This is a genomic window from Citrobacter amalonaticus, from assembly GCF_018252635.1.
In the GTDB taxonomy this organism is placed as follows: Bacteria; Pseudomonadota; Gammaproteobacteria; order Enterobacterales; family Enterobacteriaceae; genus Citrobacter_A; species Citrobacter_A amalonaticus_E.
Genome location: NZ_JAGTXM010000002.1, coordinates 518,345 through 538,549 on the forward strand (window position 1 = coordinate 518,345; position 20,205 = coordinate 538,549).

Annotated in this window: 18 protein-coding genes, 1 tRNA gene and 1 pseudogene; 11 read left to right on the plus strand and 9 right to left on the minus strand. The window is 53.6% G+C overall.

The genetic code is table 11. From position 1 onward, the window contains the following. Positions 1–8: 8 nt before the first annotated feature. Positions 9–308, minus strand: a pseudogene (locus KE671_RS06940) (hypothetical protein); the annotation flags it as partial. Between the two features lie 169 nt (positions 309–477). Here KE671_RS06940 and KE671_RS06945 point away from each other — a divergent pair. From KE671_RS06945 to KE671_RS06955, 3 genes are all read left to right on the plus strand, one after another. After that, a tRNA-Ser gene (locus KE671_RS06945) sits at positions 478–565 on the plus strand. A 553-nt stretch (positions 566–1,118) separates the two neighbouring features. After that, a complete protein-coding gene (locus KE671_RS06950; protein ID WP_206162308.1) occupies positions 1,119–1,430 on the plus strand; it encodes a cupin domain-containing protein in 312 nt (103 codons plus the stop codon). Between the two features lie 73 nt (positions 1,431–1,503). Further along, positions 1,504–1,899: a VOC family protein gene (locus KE671_RS06955; protein ID WP_206162775.1), complete on the plus strand. Its 396-nt coding sequence runs from the start codon at positions 1,504–1,506 to the stop codon at positions 1,897–1,899. Positions 1,900–2,108: 209 nt separating this feature from the next. Here KE671_RS06955 and KE671_RS06960 read toward each other — a convergent pair whose 3' ends face one another. From KE671_RS06960 to KE671_RS22795, 4 genes are all read right to left on the minus strand, one after another. Continuing rightward, complete coding sequence (locus KE671_RS06960) at positions 2,109–2,357, minus strand: DUF4282 domain-containing protein (RefSeq protein WP_206162309.1); 249 nt, start codon at positions 2,355–2,357, stop codon at positions 2,109–2,111. Between the two features lie 401 nt (positions 2,358–2,758). Beyond that, entirely contained in the window at positions 2,759–5,035 is a 2,277-nt protein-coding gene (gene clpA / locus KE671_RS06965) for an ATP-dependent Clp protease ATP-binding subunit ClpA (protein WP_152405282.1), read from the minus strand. Positions 5,036–5,065: 30 nt separating this feature from the next. Continuing rightward, complete coding sequence (gene clpS, locus KE671_RS06970; protein ID WP_042320277.1) at positions 5,066–5,386, minus strand: ATP-dependent Clp protease adapter ClpS; 321 nt, start codon at positions 5,384–5,386, stop codon at positions 5,066–5,068. 98 nt (positions 5,387–5,484) lie between these two features. After that, positions 5,485–5,559: a hypothetical protein gene (locus KE671_RS22795; RefSeq protein ID WP_212807582.1), complete on the minus strand. Its 75-nt coding sequence runs from the start codon at positions 5,557–5,559 to the stop codon at positions 5,485–5,487. Positions 5,560–5,709: 150 nt separating this feature from the next. On the opposite strand from KE671_RS22795, the gene cspD reads away from it, so the two are divergent. Next, positions 5,710–5,931, plus strand: a complete 222-nt coding sequence (gene cspD, locus KE671_RS06975; protein WP_042284847.1) for a cold shock-like protein CspD — start codon at positions 5,710–5,712, stop codon at positions 5,929–5,931. 75 nt (positions 5,932–6,006) lie between these two features. On the opposite strand, the gene macB is transcribed toward cspD, so the two are convergent. Next, complete coding sequence (macB, locus tag KE671_RS06980; protein WP_206162310.1) at positions 6,007–7,953, minus strand: macrolide ABC transporter ATP-binding protein/permease MacB; 1,947 nt, start codon at positions 7,951–7,953, stop codon at positions 6,007–6,009. Next, positions 7,950–9,068 (minus strand): macrolide transporter subunit MacA, encoded by a 1,119-nt coding sequence (gene macA / locus KE671_RS06985; RefSeq protein ID WP_241029778.1) that lies wholly within the window; start codon positions 9,066–9,068, stop codon positions 7,950–7,952. The genes macB and macA overlap by 4 nt, the downstream gene beginning before the upstream one ends. A gap of 145 nt (positions 9,069–9,213) precedes the next feature. Between macA and KE671_RS06990 the strand changes: the two genes are divergently transcribed. Then, a complete protein-coding gene (locus KE671_RS06990) occupies positions 9,214–10,164 on the plus strand; it encodes a VirK/YbjX family protein (RefSeq protein ID WP_206162311.1) in 951 nt (316 codons plus the stop codon). Here the strand turns inward: KE671_RS06990 and KE671_RS06995 are convergent. Beyond that, entirely contained in the window at positions 10,161–11,819 is a 1,659-nt protein-coding gene (locus KE671_RS06995) for an ATP-dependent endonuclease (protein WP_206162312.1), read from the minus strand. The genes KE671_RS06990 and KE671_RS06995 overlap by 4 nt on opposite strands. A 413-nt stretch (positions 11,820–12,232) precedes the next feature. Here KE671_RS06995 and aqpZ point away from each other — a divergent pair, with 413 nt between their 5' ends. The 4 genes from aqpZ (at position 12,233) to hcr (ending at position 16,760) form a co-directional block, all read left to right on the plus strand. Further along, on the plus strand, positions 12,233–12,928 hold the full coding sequence (gene aqpZ / locus KE671_RS07000) for an aquaporin Z (RefSeq protein ID WP_206162313.1): 696 nt from the start codon (positions 12,233–12,235) through the stop codon (positions 12,926–12,928). 156 nt (positions 12,929–13,084) lie between these two features. After that, positions 13,085–13,984 carry a lysine exporter LysO family protein gene (locus tag KE671_RS07005; RefSeq protein WP_206162314.1) on the plus strand — a complete coding sequence of 300 codons (900 nt, stop codon included), beginning with the start codon at positions 13,085–13,087 and terminating at the stop codon, positions 13,982–13,984. A 144-nt stretch (positions 13,985–14,128) separates the two neighbouring features. Then, complete coding sequence (gene hcp, locus KE671_RS07010; protein WP_206162315.1) at positions 14,129–15,781, plus strand: hydroxylamine reductase; 1,653 nt, start codon at positions 14,129–14,131, stop codon at positions 15,779–15,781. Between the two features lie 10 nt (positions 15,782–15,791). Next, positions 15,792–16,760 (plus strand): NADH oxidoreductase, encoded by a 969-nt coding sequence (gene hcr / locus KE671_RS07015; RefSeq protein WP_206162316.1) that lies wholly within the window; start codon positions 15,792–15,794, stop codon positions 16,758–16,760. A gap of 90 nt (positions 16,761–16,850) precedes the next feature. Here the strand turns inward: hcr and KE671_RS07020 are convergent, their stop codons facing one another. Next, positions 16,851–17,285 (minus strand): DoxX family protein, encoded by a 435-nt coding sequence (locus tag KE671_RS07020; RefSeq protein WP_206162317.1) that lies wholly within the window; start codon positions 17,283–17,285, stop codon positions 16,851–16,853. A gap of 151 nt (positions 17,286–17,436) precedes the next feature. Here KE671_RS07020 and poxB point away from each other — a divergent pair, with 151 nt between their 5' ends. Both poxB and ltaE read left to right on the plus strand, forming a co-directional pair. Next, positions 17,437–19,155, plus strand: a complete 1,719-nt coding sequence (poxB, locus tag KE671_RS07025; RefSeq protein WP_206162318.1) for a ubiquinone-dependent pyruvate dehydrogenase — start codon at positions 17,437–17,439, stop codon at positions 19,153–19,155. 38 nt (positions 19,156–19,193) lie between these two features. After that, positions 19,194–20,195, plus strand: coding sequence for a low-specificity L-threonine aldolase (gene ltaE / locus KE671_RS07030; protein ID WP_206162319.1), 1,002 nt, complete (start codon positions 19,194–19,196; stop codon positions 20,193–20,195). Positions 20,196–20,205 lie beyond the last annotated feature (10 nt).

The following is a 20,205-nucleotide window of genomic DNA, read 5'->3' on the forward strand; positions in this document are numbered from 1 at the left end:
AGGTCGGTCTATCCGGCCTTTTTTGTTGCATAACCCCCCCACTCCTCCGTCATCTGCGCATACTCGTGCGTCAGAAAATCTACCAGCGCTCTGACCGATGGCAACACTCCCCTGCCTGTGGGGAATAGCGCGTGAATGACCTCTCGTCGCGATTCCCACTCTTCCAGTAACGCAACCCGTTCTCCCGTCGCCAGCTGTTCTTTCTCCATTAAGACAGGAAGTTGTACGGCACCGACGCAGCGTGTTGTTATTGTCGGGGGAACCGCTTTGGTCAGAGCTAAACCTGAGGAGGTCGAGAAGAAGGGTGAAATGACGGATTAACAACGCTAAATCACTCCCCAGGCGACTCTGGTCGGGGTAGATGTACAATGCGTAACCAAACGAGAAGCAAAGCGTAAATACTGCTTGACCGTTTTAGCGCAACTCCCTATAGTAGCGCCCCGTTGCCCCCCTGGTGGTCAGGCAGCAATACAATATGGTGAGGTGTCCGAGTGGCTGAAGGAGCACGCCTGGAAAGTGTGTATACGGCAACGTATCGGGGGTTCGAATCCCCCCCTCACCGCCATATTTGAAGAAGAGCTCGTACGCAAGTACGGGCTTTTTTTTTGTATGTTGCACACCCCAGGGGGGATGAGAATACCCGACCGGGGTTCGACAACGGGCGCAGCCCGTTGGACAGTCCGCGAACACCGTGAGCGGGCTGCCCGTCAGGGCGAGCGAAGCGAGTCAATCCCCCCCTCACCGCCATATTTGAGATACCGGACGAGCCCATGCCCGACGCTGGCATCACCGGTAAAGCGGCTGGTCGGCCGTTAGGCAGAGTACGTCAGGGTGCTGATTGTCGCCGAAGCGCTACCCGAAACCGCGCAGGATGACGTTGAACGACGCATTTTACACTCACTGATGCCATATCTCAGATCTGGCCCTGAGCCGTACAAACGAACGTGAAACACGTATAACTCTTTGCTTAGGGCGTATTTGCAACTGAGGTACATCAATTTCTTGTTCCGACATTCAATGATGATAAATTACCGATAATACACTTTTTGCGGAAGACATGTGCTAAGTTGGAATATTACATTTGTCATTAACATCCACACAAACTTATCGGGACAATAATGAAAAAAATTATCAGCAAAGATTTTAGAGCCGAAAACGCCTGGGGAGCAATGGACATCGCCTTGTTAGGTGGTACCTCTGTACGTTTACACTGGACAGATAAACCCTATAAGTGGCATATAAATGATGGTCAGGAAGTTTTTGCTGTTATGGATGGCGTCGTCGAGATGTTTTATAAGGAGCATGCCGAAATCAAAACAGTGATTCTAAATACAGGGGATCTCTTTTTTGCCGATCAGGGTTGTGAGCATGTCGCACATCCTAAAGGTGAAGCCAGAATATTAGTAATTGAAAAAGAAGGCTCAGTATAAATACTTCCTTTTACCTCCTTCAGCAGGCATAGTAACAAATGGGAATGGATTTGTTTTCATAACAGGAGTTGTCATATTTTCATATATAATGTTGGGTACCAACAACCCGGAAATGGCTTATCAATTTTATGCACCATTGATGGAAGTGCTGGGCTATCCGCTGGATGGTCGAAGTGAGAAAGGTGCGGCATGGGGCTCGTTCAAAGATGATCATTCCACAGGGCTATGTGTTGGCCTTCCTTTTAATCAGGGACCGGCGACATTTGGCAATGGCGTAATGGTGGCTCTTAATGCTCCTTCCGTTGATATCATTAACAAGCTCTATGCCTTAGCGCTAGAAAACGGTGGAGAAGATGAGGGGCCTCCTGGCTATCGCCCACACTATGGCGATGATTTTTATAGTGCTTATGTCCGCGATCCTGACAACAACAAGATTGCTTTTGTTTTTTACGACCCGACGAAAAAGTAAAATATAGTGTATTTGACGTGTTGCCTGCCTTGCCACACCACCTGAGTTCAACGGTGTTGTTCAAGCTCTGTAGGACATCCGTTAGTTCATTAGCTAAGCTGCAGTCACCTGACACTCTGCGATGTATAAACAGAGCGTCAGGATGTTATCTCGGTGTGAAAAAAAATATCAAATTGTGGCAAGCCAGGATTAATACCGGAAAAGGGTCATTATTCTGATTTACCGGTATTCTGTGCAATCACGCGCAGATACTCATTGTTTTTAAACGCAATCATAATAAGTTCAAACATGACGCGACAGCCCACAAGGCTAAAAACAGTCCCCAGTAACCCTGCGATGATTTGACCATTAAATATAGAAATGACGCCACCAATCACCACTAAGACCATAAAGATCCAGTATAAAAACACCATGATTTTAGGTGTCAAAAGACTATCAAAACCCAGAATTACTTTCATTGGCTATCCTTAATAAATAATTTTAAAAAAACTGCCAGAACACCATATATTATTCATTTCAAAATGTAAATACTGGTTTGCCAGCCTGGCAACGCTTCTATTTGTAAGAGTTAACGGTAAGAATGTTCATTAAATAGCACGATAATGATTGCAGAATTACAACATTAGGAAGGCATGAAATAGCATGTTGCAGGACAGAAACTGGCATTTATTGTTAAATAGTTATTAATTCAAATCACCCCGTCCTTTGCTGATGAAGAATAATCCGATAATGAACGAAAGGTTTAAGTCGAGGTGAACCGCTCCCGCTCCCTGAAGAGAAATTTGCGACCCTCAGACAATAAAAAACCGGGCACAGTAAACTGTGGCCCGGTTTTTTTAGACAGCGAAGAAATCAGAGATTAATGCGCGGCTTCCGGTTTGTGCTTCTGCGCACTCTGGAAGCCATAGGTCAGCTCATTTTTCTCTTTGTCCAGCGCCACGGTCACCTGTCCGCCGTCCACCAGCGAACCAAACAGCAGCTCGTTCGCCAATGGTTTTTTCAGGTTATCCTGAATCACACGCGCCATTGGACGTGCACCCATTGCCCGGTCGTAGCCTTTCTCTGCCAGCCAGTTACGCGCTTCCTGGCTGACTTCCAGGGAGACACCTTTCTGATCGAGCTGGACCTGTAGCTCAACGATGAACTTATCGACAACCTGATGAATCACCTCAGTAGACAGGTGTTCAAACCAGATAATATTGTCGAGACGGTTACGGAACTCCGGCGTAAACACTTTCTTGATTTCACTCATCGCGTCGGTGCTGTTGTCCTGATGAATCAGGCCAATCGATTTACGTTCCGTTTCACGGACCCCGGCGTTGGTCGTCATCACCAGCACCACGTTGCGGAAATCGGCCTTACGTCCGTTATTGTCCGTCAGCGTGCCGTTGTCCATCACCTGCAATAGCAGGTTAAACACATCCGGGTGCGCTTTTTCGATTTCATCAAGCAGCAATACCGCGTGAGGATGCTTGATGACCGCATCCGTCAGCAAACCGCCCTGATCGAAACCAACGTATCCCGGAGGCGCGCCAATCAGGCGGCTGACGGTATGACGTTCCATATACTCGGACATATCAAAACGCAGCAGTTCGATTCCCAGCGCTTTAGAAAGCTGCACCGTCACCTCGGTTTTCCCGACCCCGGTCGGACCGGCAAACAGGAAAGAGCCCACTGGCTTATGCTCGTGTCCCAGACCCGCGCGGCTCATCTTGATAGCTTCGGTCAGCGCCTCAATGGCTTTATCCTGCCCAAAGACCAGCATTTTCAGACGGTCGCCAAGGTTTTTCAGCGTATCGCGATCGCTTTGTGACACACTTTTCTCTGGAATACGCGCAATACGCGCAACCACGGACTCGATATCCGCCACGTTGACGGTTTTCTTGCGCTTGCTGACCGGCATCAGACGCGCACGCGCCCCGGCTTCGTCAATGACGTCAATCGCTTTATCCGGCAGGTGACGGTCATTGATGTATTTCACCGCCAGTTCAACCGCTGCACGCACCGCTTTCGCGGTATAACGCACGTCGTGATGCGCTTCATACTTCGGCTTCAGGCCATTGATAATCTGTACGGTCTCTTCCACCGACGGTTCTGTAATATCAATTTTCTGGAAACGACGCGCTAACGCACGGTCTTTCTCAAAAATGTTGCTGAACTCCTGATAGGTCGTGGAACCGATCACGCGGATCTTACCGCCAGAAAGCAGCGGTTTAATCAGGTTTGCGGCATCCACCTGACCGCCAGACGCTGCACCGGCCCCGATGATGGTGTGGATCTCATCGATAAACAGGATGCTGTTGGTATCCTGCTCCAGTTGTTTCAGCAACGCTTTAAAGCGTTTTTCAAAGTCACCGCGGTATTTGGTTCCCGCCAGCAGCGAACCGATATCCAGCGAGTAGATAGTGCAATCGGCCATCACTTCCGGCACGTCGCCCTGCACGATACGCCAGGCAAGGCCTTCGGCAATCGCCGTTTTCCCGACGCCAGATTCCCCCACCAGTAGCGGGTTATTTTTGCGCCGACGGCACAGCACCTGAATAGCACGCTCCAGTTCTTTGTCACGGCCGATCAGCGGATCAATGCCGCCAACGCGGGCAAGCTGGTTAAGGTTAGTCGTGAAGTTCTCCATACGTTCCTCCCCGCCAGCTTGCTCTTCGGTATTCGGCTGACTGCCAGGATCAGACGACTGACTCGGCTCATCTTTGCGCGTACCGTGCGATATAAAGTTGACCACATCGAGACGGCTGACCTCATGCTTACGCAGCAGGTAGGCGGCCTGAGACTCCTGTTCGCTAAAGATGGCAACCAGCACGTTCGCGCCAGTCACTTCACTACGCCCGGAGGACTGAACGTGGAAGACCGCACGTTGCAGAACGCGCTGAAAACTCAGCGTCGGTTGCGTATCGCGTTCTTCTTCGCTGGCAGGCAGTACGGGTGTGGTTTGTTCAATGAAGGCTTCGAGTTCCTGACGGAGCGCCACGAGGTCCACGGAACACGCTTCCAGCGCTTCGCGGGCCGATGGGTTACTGAGCAGCGCCAGTAACAAGTGCTCGACGGTCATAAACTCATGACGGTGCTCGCGCGCTCTGGCGAAAGCCATGTTTAAACTGAGTTCCAGTTCTTGATTGAGCATAGGCACCTCCCCCAATTTTTATGCCTGCATTCAGGCTTTTTCCAGCGTACACAGCAACGGATGCTCGTTCTCCCTCGCATACGTGTTCACCATCGCCACTTTGGTCTCCGCAACCTCTGCGGTGAAAACGCCGCAGATGGCTTTACCGTGATAGTGAACCGCAAGCATCAGTTGCGTTGCACGTTCTACATCATAAGAAAAGAATTTTTGTAACACGTCAATAACAAACTCCATCGGAGTATAATCATCATTGACTAATATCACTTTATACATAGATGGCGGTTTTAGCGCGTCACGCACTTTATCAGCCGCCAGCTGGTCGAAATCCAGCCAGTCGTTCGTCTTACCCATTGTCAGTCGTCATCTTCAGTTACGGTTACCGGCAGAACAGTCTGCCGCTGACAAGAGCGGATGTGCACAATCAATCTACCTCAATTAATAGATAACTATCATCTATCACTGGCATCCGCGACATCTGTCACATTCCCACCAATAGCGTTAACTGCTTCAAATTTTTGATTCATTTTTACCCACCGACCCCCGTCAGACGCTTGACGCCTCGCCTGATTTCTCTAAATTGTAATTTCGAGAGTTGGCGAGGTTTTGAACAACCCCCACTCCACCACCGGTTCATTCCATCTTACTTATATAAGATTTACGAAGGATGTCGAAGCATGGAAACGGGTACTGTTAAGTGGTTCAACAATGCCAAAGGGTTTGGTTTCATCTGCCCTGAAGGCGGCGGCGAAGATATTTTCGCTCACTATTCCACCATTCAGATGGATGGTTACAGAACGCTAAAAGCCGGACAGTCTGTCCAGTTTGATGTCCACCAGGGGCCGAAAGGCAATCACGCCAGTGTCATCGTGCCTATCGAAGCAGAAGCTGTTGCATAGCTCTTCTGTCTCATTGTGTACATCCCGCAGGTAAAATGCCAGCCCGATCGGCTGGCATTTTTATTTCCCGGGACGTCACTCTCGTGCTAACGCATCGACCGGATCCAGTCGCGCCGCATTGCGCGCCGGTAACCAACCGAACAGGACGCCGGTAAAGGTAGAGCACAAAAACGCCGTCAGCAGCGCCACTGGCGAGAAGCCAATTTCCCAACCCGGCAGGAACAGTTGCAACGTAAAAGCGATCAGCATCGACAACGTGATCCCCAGCGCGCCCCCCACCAGACAGACCAGCACCGCTTCAATTAAAAATTGCTGTAGCACATCGCTGGCGCGTGCCCCCACCGCCATCCGGATGCCGATCTCCCGCGTGCGCTCAGTGACCGACACCAGCATGATGTTCATCACGCCAATCCCACCGACCACCAGCGAAATCACCGCCACCAGCGTCAGGAACAGTTGAAGAGTACGTGTGGTCTTTTCGGCGGTTTTCAAGACGCCGTCCATATTCCAGGTGAAGAAATCCTTTTTGCCGTGACGCAGCGTCAGCAGTCGGGTGAGTTGCTGTTCAGCCTGTGCGCTATCGAAACCTTCCTTCACCCGCACGGTGATCGAATTCAGCCACGACTGCCCCATAATGCGCCCGGACATCGTGCTGTAAGGCAACCAGACGCGCAGGATTTTGCTGCTGCCAAACATCGACTGCTTCTCTTGCGCCACGCCAATCACCGTCGCAGGCATGTTCCCCACAAGGATCACCTCACCCACGACGTTCGCCTTATGCGGGAACAACTGACGTCGGGTGTTACTGTCGAGCACCACCACCTGCGCACGACCATTAAGCTGTTCGCGGTTAAAGGTGGTTCCTTCGCTGAAGGTCATGCCGTAGACGTTAAAATAGTCGCCGCTGACGCCATTCGCGCTGGCGGCAACGTCGGTATTGCCATAGCGTAAGCGCAGGTTCTGCGACACGGCGGGCGTCGCGGAGGTTACCCAGGGCTGTTTCTGGATCGCCGCAAGATCGTCGTATTTCAGCGCCTGCTGATACTGCGGATCGTCGTCGCCAAAATCTTTGCCGGGGTAGATATCAATGGTGTTGGTCCCAATGGCGCGGATGTCCGCCAGCACCAGTTGTTTCGCCGCGTCGCCGACCACCACAATCGACACCACTGACGCGATGCCGATAATGATCCCGAGCATCGTCAGCAGCGTGCGCATTTTGTTGGCCGCCATCGCCAGCCACGCCATCGTAAGTGCTTCGCGAAACCCGCTGACAAACTGACTCCAGCCGGACGCCGTTTTCACCGTCGGTTCCTGAATACCCTGCCCCTTCACAGCACGCTTCGCCGGCGGATTACGCACAATTTCACCGTCATGGATCTCAATCACCCGCTCAGCCTGGGCGGCAACCTGGGGATCGTGGGTGACAATAATGACCGTATGCCCGCGATCGCGCAGTTGGTGCAGGATTGCCATTACCTCTTCGCCGGAACGGCTGTCGAGTGCACCGGTGGGTTCATCAGCGAGGATCACCTGTCCTCCGTTCATCAGCGCGCGGGCAATACTCACGCGCTGCTGCTGACCGCCGGAAAGCTGCGAGGGCTGATAACCGACGCGATCGCCCAGGCCAAGCCGCTGGAGCAACTCCTGCGCGCGCGCCAGACGCTGTTTCCTTTCCGTACCGGCGTAAACGGCGGGGACTTCGACGTTTTGCGCCGCCGTCAGATGTGACAGCAAATGGTAGCGCTGGAAAATAAAGCCGAAATGCTCCCGACGCAGTTGCGCCAGCGCATCGCGGTCCAGCGTTGAAACATCGCGTCCCGCAACCCTGTAGGTGCCGCTGGTAGGTTTATCGAGGCACCCCAGGATGTTCATCAGCGTGGATTTTCCGGAGCCCGATGCCCCCACGATCGCCACCATCTCCCCGGCACTGATTTGTAGCGTGATGCCCTTCAGCACCTCCACCTGTTCTTCTCCGGAGGGATAACTGCGGCGAATATTGCTCAGTTCAAGCAATGCCGTCATTGCGCGGCTCCCGGTTTACCCTCGCCGGTCACCACTTCATCACCGGCTTCCAGCCCTTTCACAATCTCCACGTCAGTGTCATTGCGCGCGCCAATTGACACTTCGCGCTCGCGAGTTTCACCGTTACGCAGAAGTGTCACCTTGTAGCGATTGTCGCCGACCGGATCCCCCAGCGCGGAAAGCGGGATCGTCAGAACGTTTTTTACGTCCGTCAACTGGATATGGACCTGTGCGGTCATGTCCAGGCGTAAAATCCCCTTCGGATTGGGCACTTCAAAACGGGCGTAATAGAAAATGGCATCATTGACCTTTTCCGGCGTCGGCAGTACGTCTTTCAGCGTGCCTTCGTATCGGGTTTGCGGATCGCCCAGTACGGTAAACCAGGCCTTCTGCCCCGGCTTAAGGTGAATGACATCGGCTTCTGAAACCTGTGCTTTCACCAGCATCGTACTCATGTCCGCCAGCGTCAGAATGTTCGGCGCCTGCTGCGCGGCAATCACTGTCTGCCCTTGCAGGGTGGTGATCTGCGTGACTTCACCAGCCATCGGCGCGACGATGCGGGTGTAGTCAAGGTTAGTCTTCGCCGTATCCAGAGACGCCTGATTGCGTTTGATCTGCGCATCGATAGTGCCGATCTGCGCCTGCTTCACCGCCATCTCTGTCGCCGCGGTGTCCAGATCCTGTTGCGACACGGCCTGTGTTTTTGCCAGCTGTTGTTGACGGGAGAGCGTCACCCGTGCCAGCTTCCACTCGGCTTCGGCCTGTTGACGTTGAGCGCGAAGCTCCATCAGCGTCGCTTCCACCTCTTTGATCTGGTTTTCCGCCTGTTCAGGGTCGATAACGCCCAGCAACTGGTCTTTCTTCACTTTATCGCCAATCGCCACCGACAGCGTTTTGAGCTGACCACTCACCTGCGCGCCGACGTCCACTTTTCGCAATGCGTCGAGTTTGCCGGTTGCCAGTACGCTTTGCTGCAAATCTCCCGGCCGCACAATCAGCGTCTGATAATTTGGCACCGGCGCATTGAGCGTCCGCCAAAGGGCAAATGCCCCCAGGATGAGAATGAATATAAGCAACAGATAGCGTTTTTTAATTTTATTTCCCTTAATACCCATAGCGATCCTGATGATAAGTTTTCAGCTGAAATTCAACAGTATCTAAACAAACCGCAAGCGAAAAGGATAGCGCCCGAGGCATTGATGATTGGTTAAGATTCAGCGTGTTTCAATTTTCGCAATCATCGCATTGCGGATTATGATCATGTCACAGATTACTGATAATACCTTTTACACTTCAGACGTTGCGTCTCCTTTACAATTATTTTTGCGCCTGACGCGGGGTCAATTACTGCCGGGTAAATTCTGGCGGAAGGCCAGCTTTCGCCGTAAGTTTTTAATTCGCTCATTGTTGATGCCAAGGGCCACCCGTCAGTTGCTGGAAAACCTGACCCAGTGGCCCGAGCTGAATACGCTGCTGGCGAGACAACCCCGGTTGCCTATTCGTCTGCACCGCCCATACATGGCCGTGAATATTAAGCGCGATACCGCGCTGACTGCGCTTTGTAGCCATTATGACCTGCTGCGTCAGATGTTCAGCCGCGAACAACTGGCCCGTTATTTAAGTCAGACCGGTCTCAACCTGGCAAAATTTCAGGCCAAAGACGGTGCGTCATTCCAGCTTGATTTAGTCAGCCTGGTCTCACTGGATAAAGAAGGTGAAAGTACCGTCGTAATCCGCGACGATCGGATGCGTATTCTGGCAGAAATTACCTTCACATTCTGCACGTTAAACGGAAAACGCACCTTGTTTATTGGCGGCTTGCAGGGCGCGGCGAATGATGTTCCGCATGAGGTCATTCAGCAGGCCACCAAAGCCTGTTACGGTTTGTTCCCTAAAAGAGTGGTGATGGAAGTGCTGTGTCAGTTCGCGCACATCGCCAGGGCGGATCAGATTCTGGCGGTCAGTAACGCGGTGCATGTTTATCGCAGTTGGCGCTATATGGACAAAAAAACGCAAATGCATGCCGACTACGACGCCTTCTGGGCGTCCCTGGGCGGTGAAAAAACGCAAGAAGAGTATTTCTCGCTGCCGCTGACGATTGCGCGGAAAAGCGAGGCGGATATCGCCAGCAAAAAACGGGCTGAATATCGCCGCCGCTACGCGTTGCTCGATAGCGTCGCCACGCAGGTTCCGCAGTGCTTACAGGATTAGTCCGCTCTGCCGCGCGCCAGCCACAGCACCCGGGAGAACATTTTTCTCAGCAACATCGGCACCGCCTCCACCCCTCGCCGCCCGGCTTCCATCGCCACTTCGATGGCTAAGTCGGGCTTCGATGAGCGATGGATCGCCTTCGAAATGATTTTACGCATATTCATCGGCACATTTTCCGGGATCTGCGCCACCCGGTGAAAGACGTCAGCAAAACCCTGCCGGTACATGAAGTGTTCCATATCCAGCGCAGGCAGCGTGGTCAGGTGTTCGCGTTCCTCTTCCCGATCGTTATTCAGCAGGCTTCGCACCGTGGCGGCATATTTTTTTCCGGCTTCATCGCCATCCACCAGCACGTGCCACTCAATGCCCATCCGACGAGCGAATTTCACCAGTGGCTTAAGGCCAGACTGTGCGAACTCGATCACCTTAATCCCTTCGGCGTCAAAGTGATGACCGCACTGGCGGGCCAGTTCGTTGATCACCCAGGTTTCTGTTTCCCCTTCCACCAGCAGCCAGCAGCGGGCAAACAGCGAGGAGGCGCGGTTGAAGCGAATGTGAAACGCAATGCGTCGACCATCCTCTGCGCTCAGCCCCCCCGGTCCCAAACGCCAGGCCGCGACGCGTGAGGATTCACGCACCAGACGACAGACATGCTCCACGGGGGTCAGCGAAAGCAACTCACCCGAGTTGGTGGTGGTGATGCGCTGAAGCGGCAGCAAATTCAGCAACTGCCACGCCACTGACAGCATGATGGGATGTAGCCGCGTTTCCGGATCTTCTACCAGCAGCAGAGGTCTGGCATCTTTATGCAGTCTGACCGTGCCCTTCGCCTGCAACAGCGTGGAAAACAGCCCCAGCAAAATCACCCGGTGAGTTCGCCCCCCCGGTTTGTCGATCATCCGGTTGATAATGTCGAGATACCGCCAGCTTCGCTGTTCGTTAGTAGAGCGTCGGCGCATTAAGCGGTGGCGGGATTGCGACGTGCCCTGCTCGGTAAAATAGTGCTCCAGCAATTGCACCATCGCCGAGAGCCCCTGACGAATCTGTCCGTCAGTAAGATTCTGCGGCCGCGTCGCCAGTTCGCGGGCGAGAAAATCCAGTTGTCGGGCGGTGACTTCGACATCATCAACCTCTGGCACCGTGCCGTTACGAATACGGCGCATAAAACGCGCATCGCGTAAACGCAGCACCGGCATCAGACGCACCAGATGCCTCGCCTGCTCGTTGATATCATCTACCGCCAGCGGATGCCCGTCGCCGTCGAGAAAACTACGCAGCGTCATTACGCTGCCGTCCTCGCCGGATTCACCTTCAAGGCGATAAAAGATGCGCTGAAAGCCATCGTGACACGGTGCCCAGCATGCCTCCAGCGGCCGATAACGGCGAACCCGATGGCGCCCAGGCTGAGATTCACGAAACGTCAGTACGATATGCAGGTGATGTTCGCGGCCTTTCATATCGCCAGGAGGAAACCAGAAATCGTCGCGGTCAAAATGATACAACTCTGATTCGGGTGACAGCAGCAGCGTTAATGCATCCAGTAAACTTGATTTACCCCAGGCGTTCTCACCAATCAGGACGTTATTTTGCTCGAGCATCAACGACAGCCGATTGATACCGCGAAATCCCACTATCTCAACGCGTTCGAGAATCATGTTTCCTCCAGAAAATCTTCACTTTCCCTTTAAGTTCTTCGCAGTATAACTGCAAAACCCGGCGTGGGACGTGACAGGGATATTATTACGCAGGCTAACTGTACGAGGAGTGAACGATTTATTCTTTTCTCTTTCATTCGGAATACATAACCGGAAAGTTTTGCTGGACGAATAATATATCCGTAATTGCCAATCCTCTTTCCTGTGACGATGCGCTACACTTTTCCTTAAGAGAAATCTATGGAAGGAATGACGCCGCATTGCCCTAAATCAAACTAACGGGTTTTATTTGACTAGAGAACGGATGACGATCGTTTTTAAAATAGCGAGCTATTTATTTGTCGTCATTCAGGCAGACAATAAATACCGATTACCACAGCGCTTTTGTGGTTATTTTTTATATTGAGGTGGATATGTTCAGAAAATTAGCAGCCGAATGTTTTGGTACGTTCTGGCTTGTCTTTGGTGGCTGCGGCAGTGCTGTACTGGCAGCCGCATTTCCGGAATTAGGTATTGGTTTTGCGGGCGTTGCACTGGCCTTCGGCCTGACCGTATTAACCATGGCGTTTGCCGTTGGCCATATTTCCGGCGGGCATTTTAACCCGGCGGTAACCTTAGGCTTATGGGCCGGCGGTCGGTTCCCGGCAAAAGAGGTTATTGGTTACATTATTGCTCAGGTGGTGGGCGGTATTATTGCCGCGGCAGTTCTGTATCTGATTGCCAGTGGTAAAGCCGGTTTTGATGCAACAGCCAGTGGTTTCGCCTCTAACGGTTATGGGGAACACTCGCCGGGCGGATACTCCATGCTGTCCGCGATTGTTATCGAAATCGTGCTGACTGCCGGCTTCTTGCTGGTGATTCACGGCGCAACAGACAAATACGCGCCGGCAGGCTTTGCGCCGATCGCTATCGGCCTGGCATTAACCCTGATCCACTTGATCAGCATTCCGGTCACTAATACTTCAGTGAACCCGGCGCGTAGCACCGCAGTCGCTATCTTCCAGGGCGGTTGGGCGTTAGAACAGTTGTGGTTGTTCTGGGTGATGCCAATTATTGGCGGTATTCTCGGTGGACTTATTTACCGTACGCTGCTCGAAAAACGCGATTAATGTCAGAATGCCCGACGGCGCATACCCGTCGGGTCAAACGCGCTTCAGCCGGATAGGGTATCTCTCTGTCCGGCTTTTATTTTGCATCTTTACTGAATCCGCGTTATTGGGTAGTGTCATGGCGCTGTCTCGCTAATTCAAAGGACCCGGTTGTTCATGTTTTCAGGACTTCTCATCATTCTGCTTCCGCTGATAGCAGGTTATCTCATTCCGCTTAGGCACACCGCGGCATTAAAACTGATCAATCGACTATTGAGCTGGATGGTTTATCTGATTCTCTTTTTTATGGGGATTAGCCTGGCCTTTCTGGATAATCTGGCGAGCAACCTGCTGGCGATATTTCACTATTCCGCCGTCAGTATTACCGTTATTTTACTGTGTAATATTGCCGCATTACTGTGGCTGGAACGCACATTACCCTGGCGACACCATCACCAACAAGAAAAACTGCCCTCCCGTATCGCGATGGCGCTTGAATCGCTGAAGCTATGCGGCGTAGTGGTGGTCGGCTTTTTGCTGGGGTTGAGCGCGCTGCCTGTTTTGCAGCACGCCACAGAAGCAAGTGAATATACGCTGATCCTGCTGCTGCTGTTGGTCGGTATCCAGTTGCGCAATAGCGGGATGACGTTAAAGCAGATTGTCCTGAACCGGCGTGGCATGATTGTGGCGGTCGTGGTCGTCGCCAGCTCCATGATTGGCGGCCTGATTAACGCGCTGATTCTCGGTCTGCCAGTGAAAACCGCGCTGGCGATGGCGTCGGGTTTTGGCTGGTACTCCCTTTCTGGTATTTTGCTGACCGAATCCTATGGCCCGGTGATCGGCAGCGCCGCGTTCTTTAACGATCTGGCCCGTGAACTGCTCGCGATTATGCTGATTCCGGGTCTGGTGCGCCGCAGTCGTTCTACCGCACTGGGGCTGTGCGGCGCCACATCAATGGACTTTACCCTGCCGGTGTTACAGCGTACCGGTGGGCTGGAGATGGTTCCGGCGGCGATTGTTCACGGCTTTGTCCTGAGTTTGCTGGTGCCCATTTTGATGGCTTTTTTCTCCGCTTAACACCCTCTTTGGCGGTAGGCTTCTGCCGCCAAAATTGCGCTAAATCAATCTCCCTTTAAGTTGTATCAGAAATCCCTTTTATCCCTCGGCACACAAGCATAATCTTAAACATGTATATTAAATATAACTTTAAAAGGTGTGATCATGTTTTGTGTGCAATGTGAACAAACCATCCGTACTCCGGCAGGAAACGGCTGTTCTTACGCGCAGGGTATGTGCGGTAAAACGGCTGAAACTTCTGATCTGCAGGATCTGCTGATCGCCGCCCTACAAGGTCTGTCGGCATGGGCTGTGAAAGCGCGTGAATATGGCATCATTCATCATGACGTTGATAGCTTTGCGCCGCGTGCTTTCTTCTCCACGCTGACCAACGTTAACTTCGATTCTCCACGTATCGTCGGCTATGCCCGCGACGCCATCGCGATGCGTGAAGCGCTAAAAGCTCAGTGCCTGAGCGTTGACGCCAATGCGCACTGCGACAACCCAATGGCTGAACTGCAACTGGTTAGCGACGATCTGGGCGACCTGCAACGCCAGGCTGCCGAATTTACCCCCAATAAAGACAAAGCCGCCATTGGCGAAAACATTCTCGGTCTGCGTCTGCTGTGCCTGTATGGTCTGAAAGGCGCGGCGGCCTATATGGAACACGCGCACGTTCTCGGGAAGTACGACAACGATATCTACGCGCAATACCATAAAATCATGGCGTGGCTGGGTACCTGGCCTTCCGATATGAACGCTTTGCTGGAGTGCTCAATGGAAATCGGCCAGATGAACTTCAAAGTGATGAGCATTCTGGATGCCGGTGAAACCAGCAAATACGGCCACCCGACGCCGACCCAGGTTAACGTTAAAGCGACCGAAGGGAAGTGCGTCCTGATCTCAGGCCATGATCTGAAAGATCTGTATAACCTGCTGGAACAAACCGAAGGCACCGGCGTTAACGTTTACACCCACGGTGAAATGCTGCCTGCGCACGGTTATCCGGAACTGCGTAAATTCAAGCATCTGATTGGTAATTACGGTAGCGGCTGGCAGAACCAGCAGGTCGAATTCGCCCGCTTCCCTGGACCTATCGTGATGACCTCTAACTGCATCATCGATCCGACTGTTGGCAGCTACGACGATCGTATCTGGACCCGTAGCATCGTCGGTTGGCCGGGTGTGAGCCACCTGGAAGGCGACGACTTCGGTCCGGTTATCGCACAAGCGCAGCAAATGGCGGGCTTCCCGTACAGCGAAATCCCGCATCTGATCACCGTCGGTTTTGGTCGTAAGACCCTGCTGGGTGCGGCAGACACGCTGATAGACCTGGTGAGCCGTGAAAAACTGCGTCACATCTTCCTGGTTGGCGGCTGCGACGGCGCACGCGGTGAACGTAACTACTTCACCGATTTTGCCACCAGCGTCCCGGACGACTGCCTGATCCTGACCCTGGCCTGCGGTAAATACCGTTTCAATAAGCTGGAGTTCGGCGATATCGAAGGCCTGCCGCGTCTGGTTGATGCCGGTCAGTGTAACGATGCCTACTCCGCTATCATTCTGGCTGTGACGCTGGCAGAGAAACTCGGCTGTGGCGTGAACGACCTGCCGCTGTCGCTGGTGCTCTCCTGGTTCGAACAGAAAGCGATTGTGATTCTGCTGACCCTGCTGTCTCTCGGTGTGAAAAACATCGTCACGGGCCCGACGGCGCCAGGCTTCTTCACGCCGGATCTGCTGGCCGTTCTCAATGAGAAATTCGGTCTGCGCTCCGTGACCACCGTTGAAGAAGACATGAAGCAGTTGCTGAGCGCGTAAGGAGTAAAGAATGACAATGCCAACTCATCAGTGCCCATGGCGGATGCAGGTTCATCACATCCATCAGGAAACGCCGGATGTCTGGACAATTTCGTTGCTGTGCCACGACTATTATCCGTATCGCGCCGGGCAGTATGCACTGATCAGCGTACGTAATTCTGCGCAAACGCTGCGTGCTTACACGCTCTCTTCAACGCCGGGCGTCAGCGAGTACATTACGCTGACCGTTCGCCGGATTGACGACGGTGCGGGCTCACAGTGGTTAACGCGTGATGTGAAGCGCGGCGACTATCTCTGGCTATCTGATGCGATGGGCGATTTCACCTGCGAAGATAAAGCCGATGATAAGTTCCTTATGCTGGCGGCCGGCTGTGGCGTCACGCCGATCATGTCGATGCGCCGCTGGTTGGCGAAGTACCGTCCGCAGGCTGACGTCCAGGTTATCTTCAACGTGCGCTCGCCGCAGGATGTCATTTTCGCCGAGGAGTGGCGTCAGTATCCGGTCACACTGGTGGCCGAAAACAACGCCACTGCCGGTTTTGTCGCCGGTCGGCTGACCACTGAGTTACTGCAACAGGTACCTGATCTGGCCTCCCGCACGGTGATGACCTGTGGCCCGGCGCCGTATATGGATCTGGTCGAGCGGGAAGTGAAAGCGCTGGGCGTAACACGCTTCTTTAAAGAACAGTTCTTCACACCGGTTGCGGAAGCGGCAACCAGCGGCCTGAAATTTACTAAGCTGCAACCGGCGAAAGAATTTTACGCGCCGGTCGGTACGACGCTGCTGGATGCGCTGGAAAGCAACAAGGTGCCCGTCACCGTTGCCTGCCGCGCGGGCGTCTGCGGTTGCTGTAAAACCAAAGTGGTTTCCGGCGACTATACGGTCAGCAGCACCATGACGCTTACCGATGCCGAAATCGCCGAAGGTTACGTACTGGCCTGTTCCTGCCATCCGCAGGGCGACCTGGTTCTCGCCTGATAGCAGATTGCCGGATGGCGCTGCGCTTATCCGGCCTACGATAGCGATTGTAGGCCAGATAAGGCGTTTACGTCGCCATCCGGCAATTCCTCACCGCCACGCCGAATTGCCAGCAACCGAAAGCCGTCCCGCCCCTAAAAACGCCACCGCCAGCGCGCCGATAAAGAAATAAACCAGGCTTTCAATTGCCCATGCCCCGGTTTTATCCAGCGTCCAGGTTTCATTGACCCCGACCATCAGCCACGCCACAATCATGGTGAACGCCAGCACCAGCGCCGCCGGACGCGTCAGGATCCCGAGAATAATCAGGCAAGGCGCAACCACTTCCCCCACCAGCACGCCGTACGCAATAAAGCCCGGCAACCCTTTGGCAATCAGCATTCCGCTGATGCCATCAATACCGGCAAACAGCTTATGCAGTCCATGGAACAGCATCAATCCCCCAACCGCCAGGCGTAATAAAAACTTGCCAAAATCCTCGTGCGTCAGCATCCGATTCACTGCATTTAACCATGTTATAAGCATCTGAGTTTACTCCTGGTTCGCCCTGATTTTTTCCACGCTACGCATTATCCCCTTCAAAAGGAAGCTGCTGAAAATAAGGGGTGCCACGAAGCGTAATCACTATCTTCATCTAAACTTGTAACCGGTATCACAATTAAGGAGATGGAAAACCATGAAACAAACGGTTGCCGCTTTTATTGCTAAAACACTGGAACAGGCGGGTGTGAAACGTATCTGGGGCGTGACGGGCGATTCGCTGAACGGCCTGAGTGACAGTCTCAATCGCATGGGAACGATTGAGTGGATGTCGACCCGTCATGAGGAGGTTGCCGCATTCGCGGCAGGTGCGGAGGCACAACTGACCGGCGAACTGGCAGTTTGCGCCGGATCTTGCGGCCCCGGTAACCTGCATCTGATCAACGGTCTGTTTGACTGTCATCGTAACCACGTCCCGGTACTGGCTATCGCCGCCCACATCCCTTCCAGCGAAATTGGCAGCGGGTATTTCCAGGAGACGCATCCACAGGAACTGTTCCGCGAATGCAGCCACTATTGCGAACTGGTTTCCAGCCCGGAACAGATCCCCCAGGTGCTGGCGATTGCCATGCGCAAAGCGGTGCTCAATCGCGGCGTCTCCGTGGTGGTCTTACCGGGCGATGTGGCGTTAAAACCGGCGCCAGAAAGCGCCAGCAGCCACTGGTATCACGCGCCGTTGCCGATCGTTACACCTGCAGAAGAAGAGTTAAGAAAACTGGCCCAGTTGCTGCGCTACTCCAGCAACATCGCCCTGATGTGCGGCAGCGGCTGTGCGGGAGCGCATAAAGAACTGGTTGAGTTCGCCGCCAAAATTAAAGCCCCCATTGTTCATGCCCTGCGCGGCAAAGAGCATGTCGAATATGACAACCCCTATGATGTGGGGATGACTGGCCTTATCGGCTTCTCATCCGGCTTCCATACCATGATGAACGCTGACACACTGGTGCTGCTCGGTACACAGTTCCCCTACCGCGCGTTCTACCCAACTGACGCCAAAATTATCCAGATTGATATCAACCCCGCCAGCATCGGCGCGCACAGTAAGGTCGATATGGCGCTGATCGGTGATATCAAAGCCACGCTAACTGCGCTGCTGCCATTGGTGGAAGAGAAAACCGAGCGTAAATTCCTTGATAAGGCGTTGAGCGATTATCGCGATGCGCGTAAAGGGCTGGACGATCTCGCCAAACCCAGCGAGAAAGCGATTCACCCGCAGTACCTGGCGCAGCAAATCAGTCACTTTGCCGCCGATGACGCCATTTTTACCTGCGACGTCGGTACGCCGACGGTGTGGGCCGCCCGCTACCTGAAAATGAACGGCAAGCGCCGTCTGCTCGGTTCGTTTAACCACGGTTCGATGGCTAACGCCATGCCGCAGGCGCTGGGCGCACAGGCCACTGCACCGGGACGTCAGGTGATTGCCATGTGCGGCGACGGCGGATTCAGTATGCTGATGGGCGATTTCCTGTCGGTGGTCCAGATGAAGCTTCCGGTTAAAATCATAGTCTTTAACAACAGCGTACTGGGCTTTGTGGCGATGGAGATGAAGGCCGGTGGTTATCTCACCGACGGTACCGAGCTTCACGACACTAACTTTGCCCGCATTGCCGAAGCCTGCGGCATTACCGGAATTCGGGTGGAAAAAGCGTCAGAGGTTGACGAAGCACTACAGCGTGCGCTGTCGATCGACGGCCCGGTGTTGGTAGATGTGGTTGTCGCGAAAGAGGAATTGGCTATTCCGCCACAGATCAAACTGGAACAGGCCAAAGGTTTCAGCCTGTATATGTTGCGCGCCATCATCAGTGGCCGCGGCGATGAGGTGATCGAACTGGCAAAAACCAACTGGCTCAGGTAAAACAATGCACATCGCCTTTCAAACAATAGGGATGTGCAATGATCGATTTACGCAGTGATACCGTAACCCGTCCGGGTCGCGCCATGCTTGAAGAAATGATGGCCGCCCCGGTCGGGGATGACGTGTACGGAGATGACCCCACCGTTAACGCTCTTCAGCAATACGTCGCCGACCTTTCAGGTAAAGAAGCGGCGTTATTTTTACCCACCGGCACCCAAGCCAACCTCGTGGCGCTCCTCAGCCACTGCGAGCGTGGCGAAGAGTATATCGCCGGTCAGGGGGCACATAACTATCTGTATGAAGCCGGTGGCGCGGCGGTGCTCGGCAGTATTCAGCCGCAGCCGATAGACGCCGCGGCTGACGGTACGCTACCGCTGGATAAAGTCGCCGCCAAAATTAAGGCAGATGATATCCACTTTGCCCGTACCCGCCTGCTAAGCCTTGAAAATACTCATAACGGCAAAGTGCTGCCGCGCGAGTATCTGAAAGAGGCCTGGGAATTCACCCGTGAGCGCGGTCTGGCGCTGCATGTCGATGGCGCGCGTATTTTTAATGCCGTTGTAGCCTACGGTTGTGAACTCAAAGAGATCGCTCAGTATTGCGACTCCTTTACCCTCTGTCTGTCCAAAGGGCTGGGGACACCGGTCGGCTCGCTACTGGTCGGCAGCCGCGAATACATCAAGCGCGCTACCCGCTGGCGCAAAATGACCGGCGGCGGCATGCGTCAGGCCGGTATCCTGGCGGCAGCCGGAATGTATGCTCTAAAAAATAACGTTGCGCGCCTGCAGGACGATCACGACAACGCGGCCTGGCTGGCAGAACAACTGCGGGAAATCGGGGCGGACGTGATGCGTCACGATACCAATATGCTGTTTGTCCGCGTTGGAGAAGCTAACGCCGCGGCCCTGGGTGAGCACATGAAGGCACAGGGTGTGCTGATCAACGCATCGCCAATTGTCCGTCTGGTGACCCATCTGGATGTCTCACGGGAGCAGCTTGCTGATGTCGTCGCCCACTGGCGCGCCTTCCTGAATCGTTAAGGAGAGAGAT

Bases quoted from the DNA above. Each gene is read 5' to 3' on its own strand.
- KE671_RS06950 (WP_206162308.1), top strand. From the start codon at position 1,119: ATGAAAAAAATTATCAGCAAAGATTTTAGAGCCGAAAACGCCTGGGGA.
- KE671_RS06960 (WP_206162309.1), bottom strand. From the start codon at position 2,357: ATGAAAGTAATTCTGGGTTTTGATAGTCTTTTGACACCTAAAATCATG.
- clpA (WP_152405282.1), bottom strand. From the start codon at position 5,035: ATGCTCAATCAAGAACTGGAACTCAGTTTAAACATGGCTTTCGCCAGA.
- clpS (WP_042320277.1), bottom strand. From the start codon at position 5,386: ATGGGTAAGACGAACGACTGGCTGGATTTCGACCAGCTGGCGGCTGAT.
- cspD (WP_042284847.1), top strand. From the start codon at position 5,710: ATGGAAACGGGTACTGTTAAGTGGTTCAACAATGCCAAAGGGTTTGGT.
- macB (WP_206162310.1), bottom strand. From the start codon at position 7,953: ATGACGGCATTGCTTGAACTGAGCAATATTCGCCGCAGTTATCCCTCC.
- macA (WP_241029778.1), bottom strand. From the start codon at position 9,068: ATGGGTATTAAGGGAAATAAAATTAAAAAACGCTATCTGTTGCTTATA.
- KE671_RS06990 (WP_206162311.1), top strand. From the start codon at position 9,214: ATGTCACAGATTACTGATAATACCTTTTACACTTCAGACGTTGCGTCT.
- KE671_RS06995 (WP_206162312.1), bottom strand. From the start codon at position 11,819: ATGATTCTCGAACGCGTTGAGATAGTGGGATTTCGCGGTATCAATCGG.
- aqpZ (WP_206162313.1), top strand. From the start codon at position 12,233: ATGTTCAGAAAATTAGCAGCCGAATGTTTTGGTACGTTCTGGCTTGTC.
- KE671_RS07005 (WP_206162314.1), top strand. From the start codon at position 13,085: ATGTTTTCAGGACTTCTCATCATTCTGCTTCCGCTGATAGCAGGTTAT.
- hcp (WP_206162315.1), top strand. From the start codon at position 14,129: ATGTTTTGTGTGCAATGTGAACAAACCATCCGTACTCCGGCAGGAAAC.
- hcr (WP_206162316.1), top strand. From the start codon at position 15,792: ATGACAATGCCAACTCATCAGTGCCCATGGCGGATGCAGGTTCATCAC.
- KE671_RS07020 (WP_206162317.1), bottom strand. From the start codon at position 17,285: ATGCTTATAACATGGTTAAATGCAGTGAATCGGATGCTGACGCACGAG.
- poxB (WP_206162318.1), top strand. From the start codon at position 17,437: ATGAAACAAACGGTTGCCGCTTTTATTGCTAAAACACTGGAACAGGCG.
- ltaE (WP_206162319.1), top strand. From the start codon at position 19,194: ATGATCGATTTACGCAGTGATACCGTAACCCGTCCGGGTCGCGCCATG.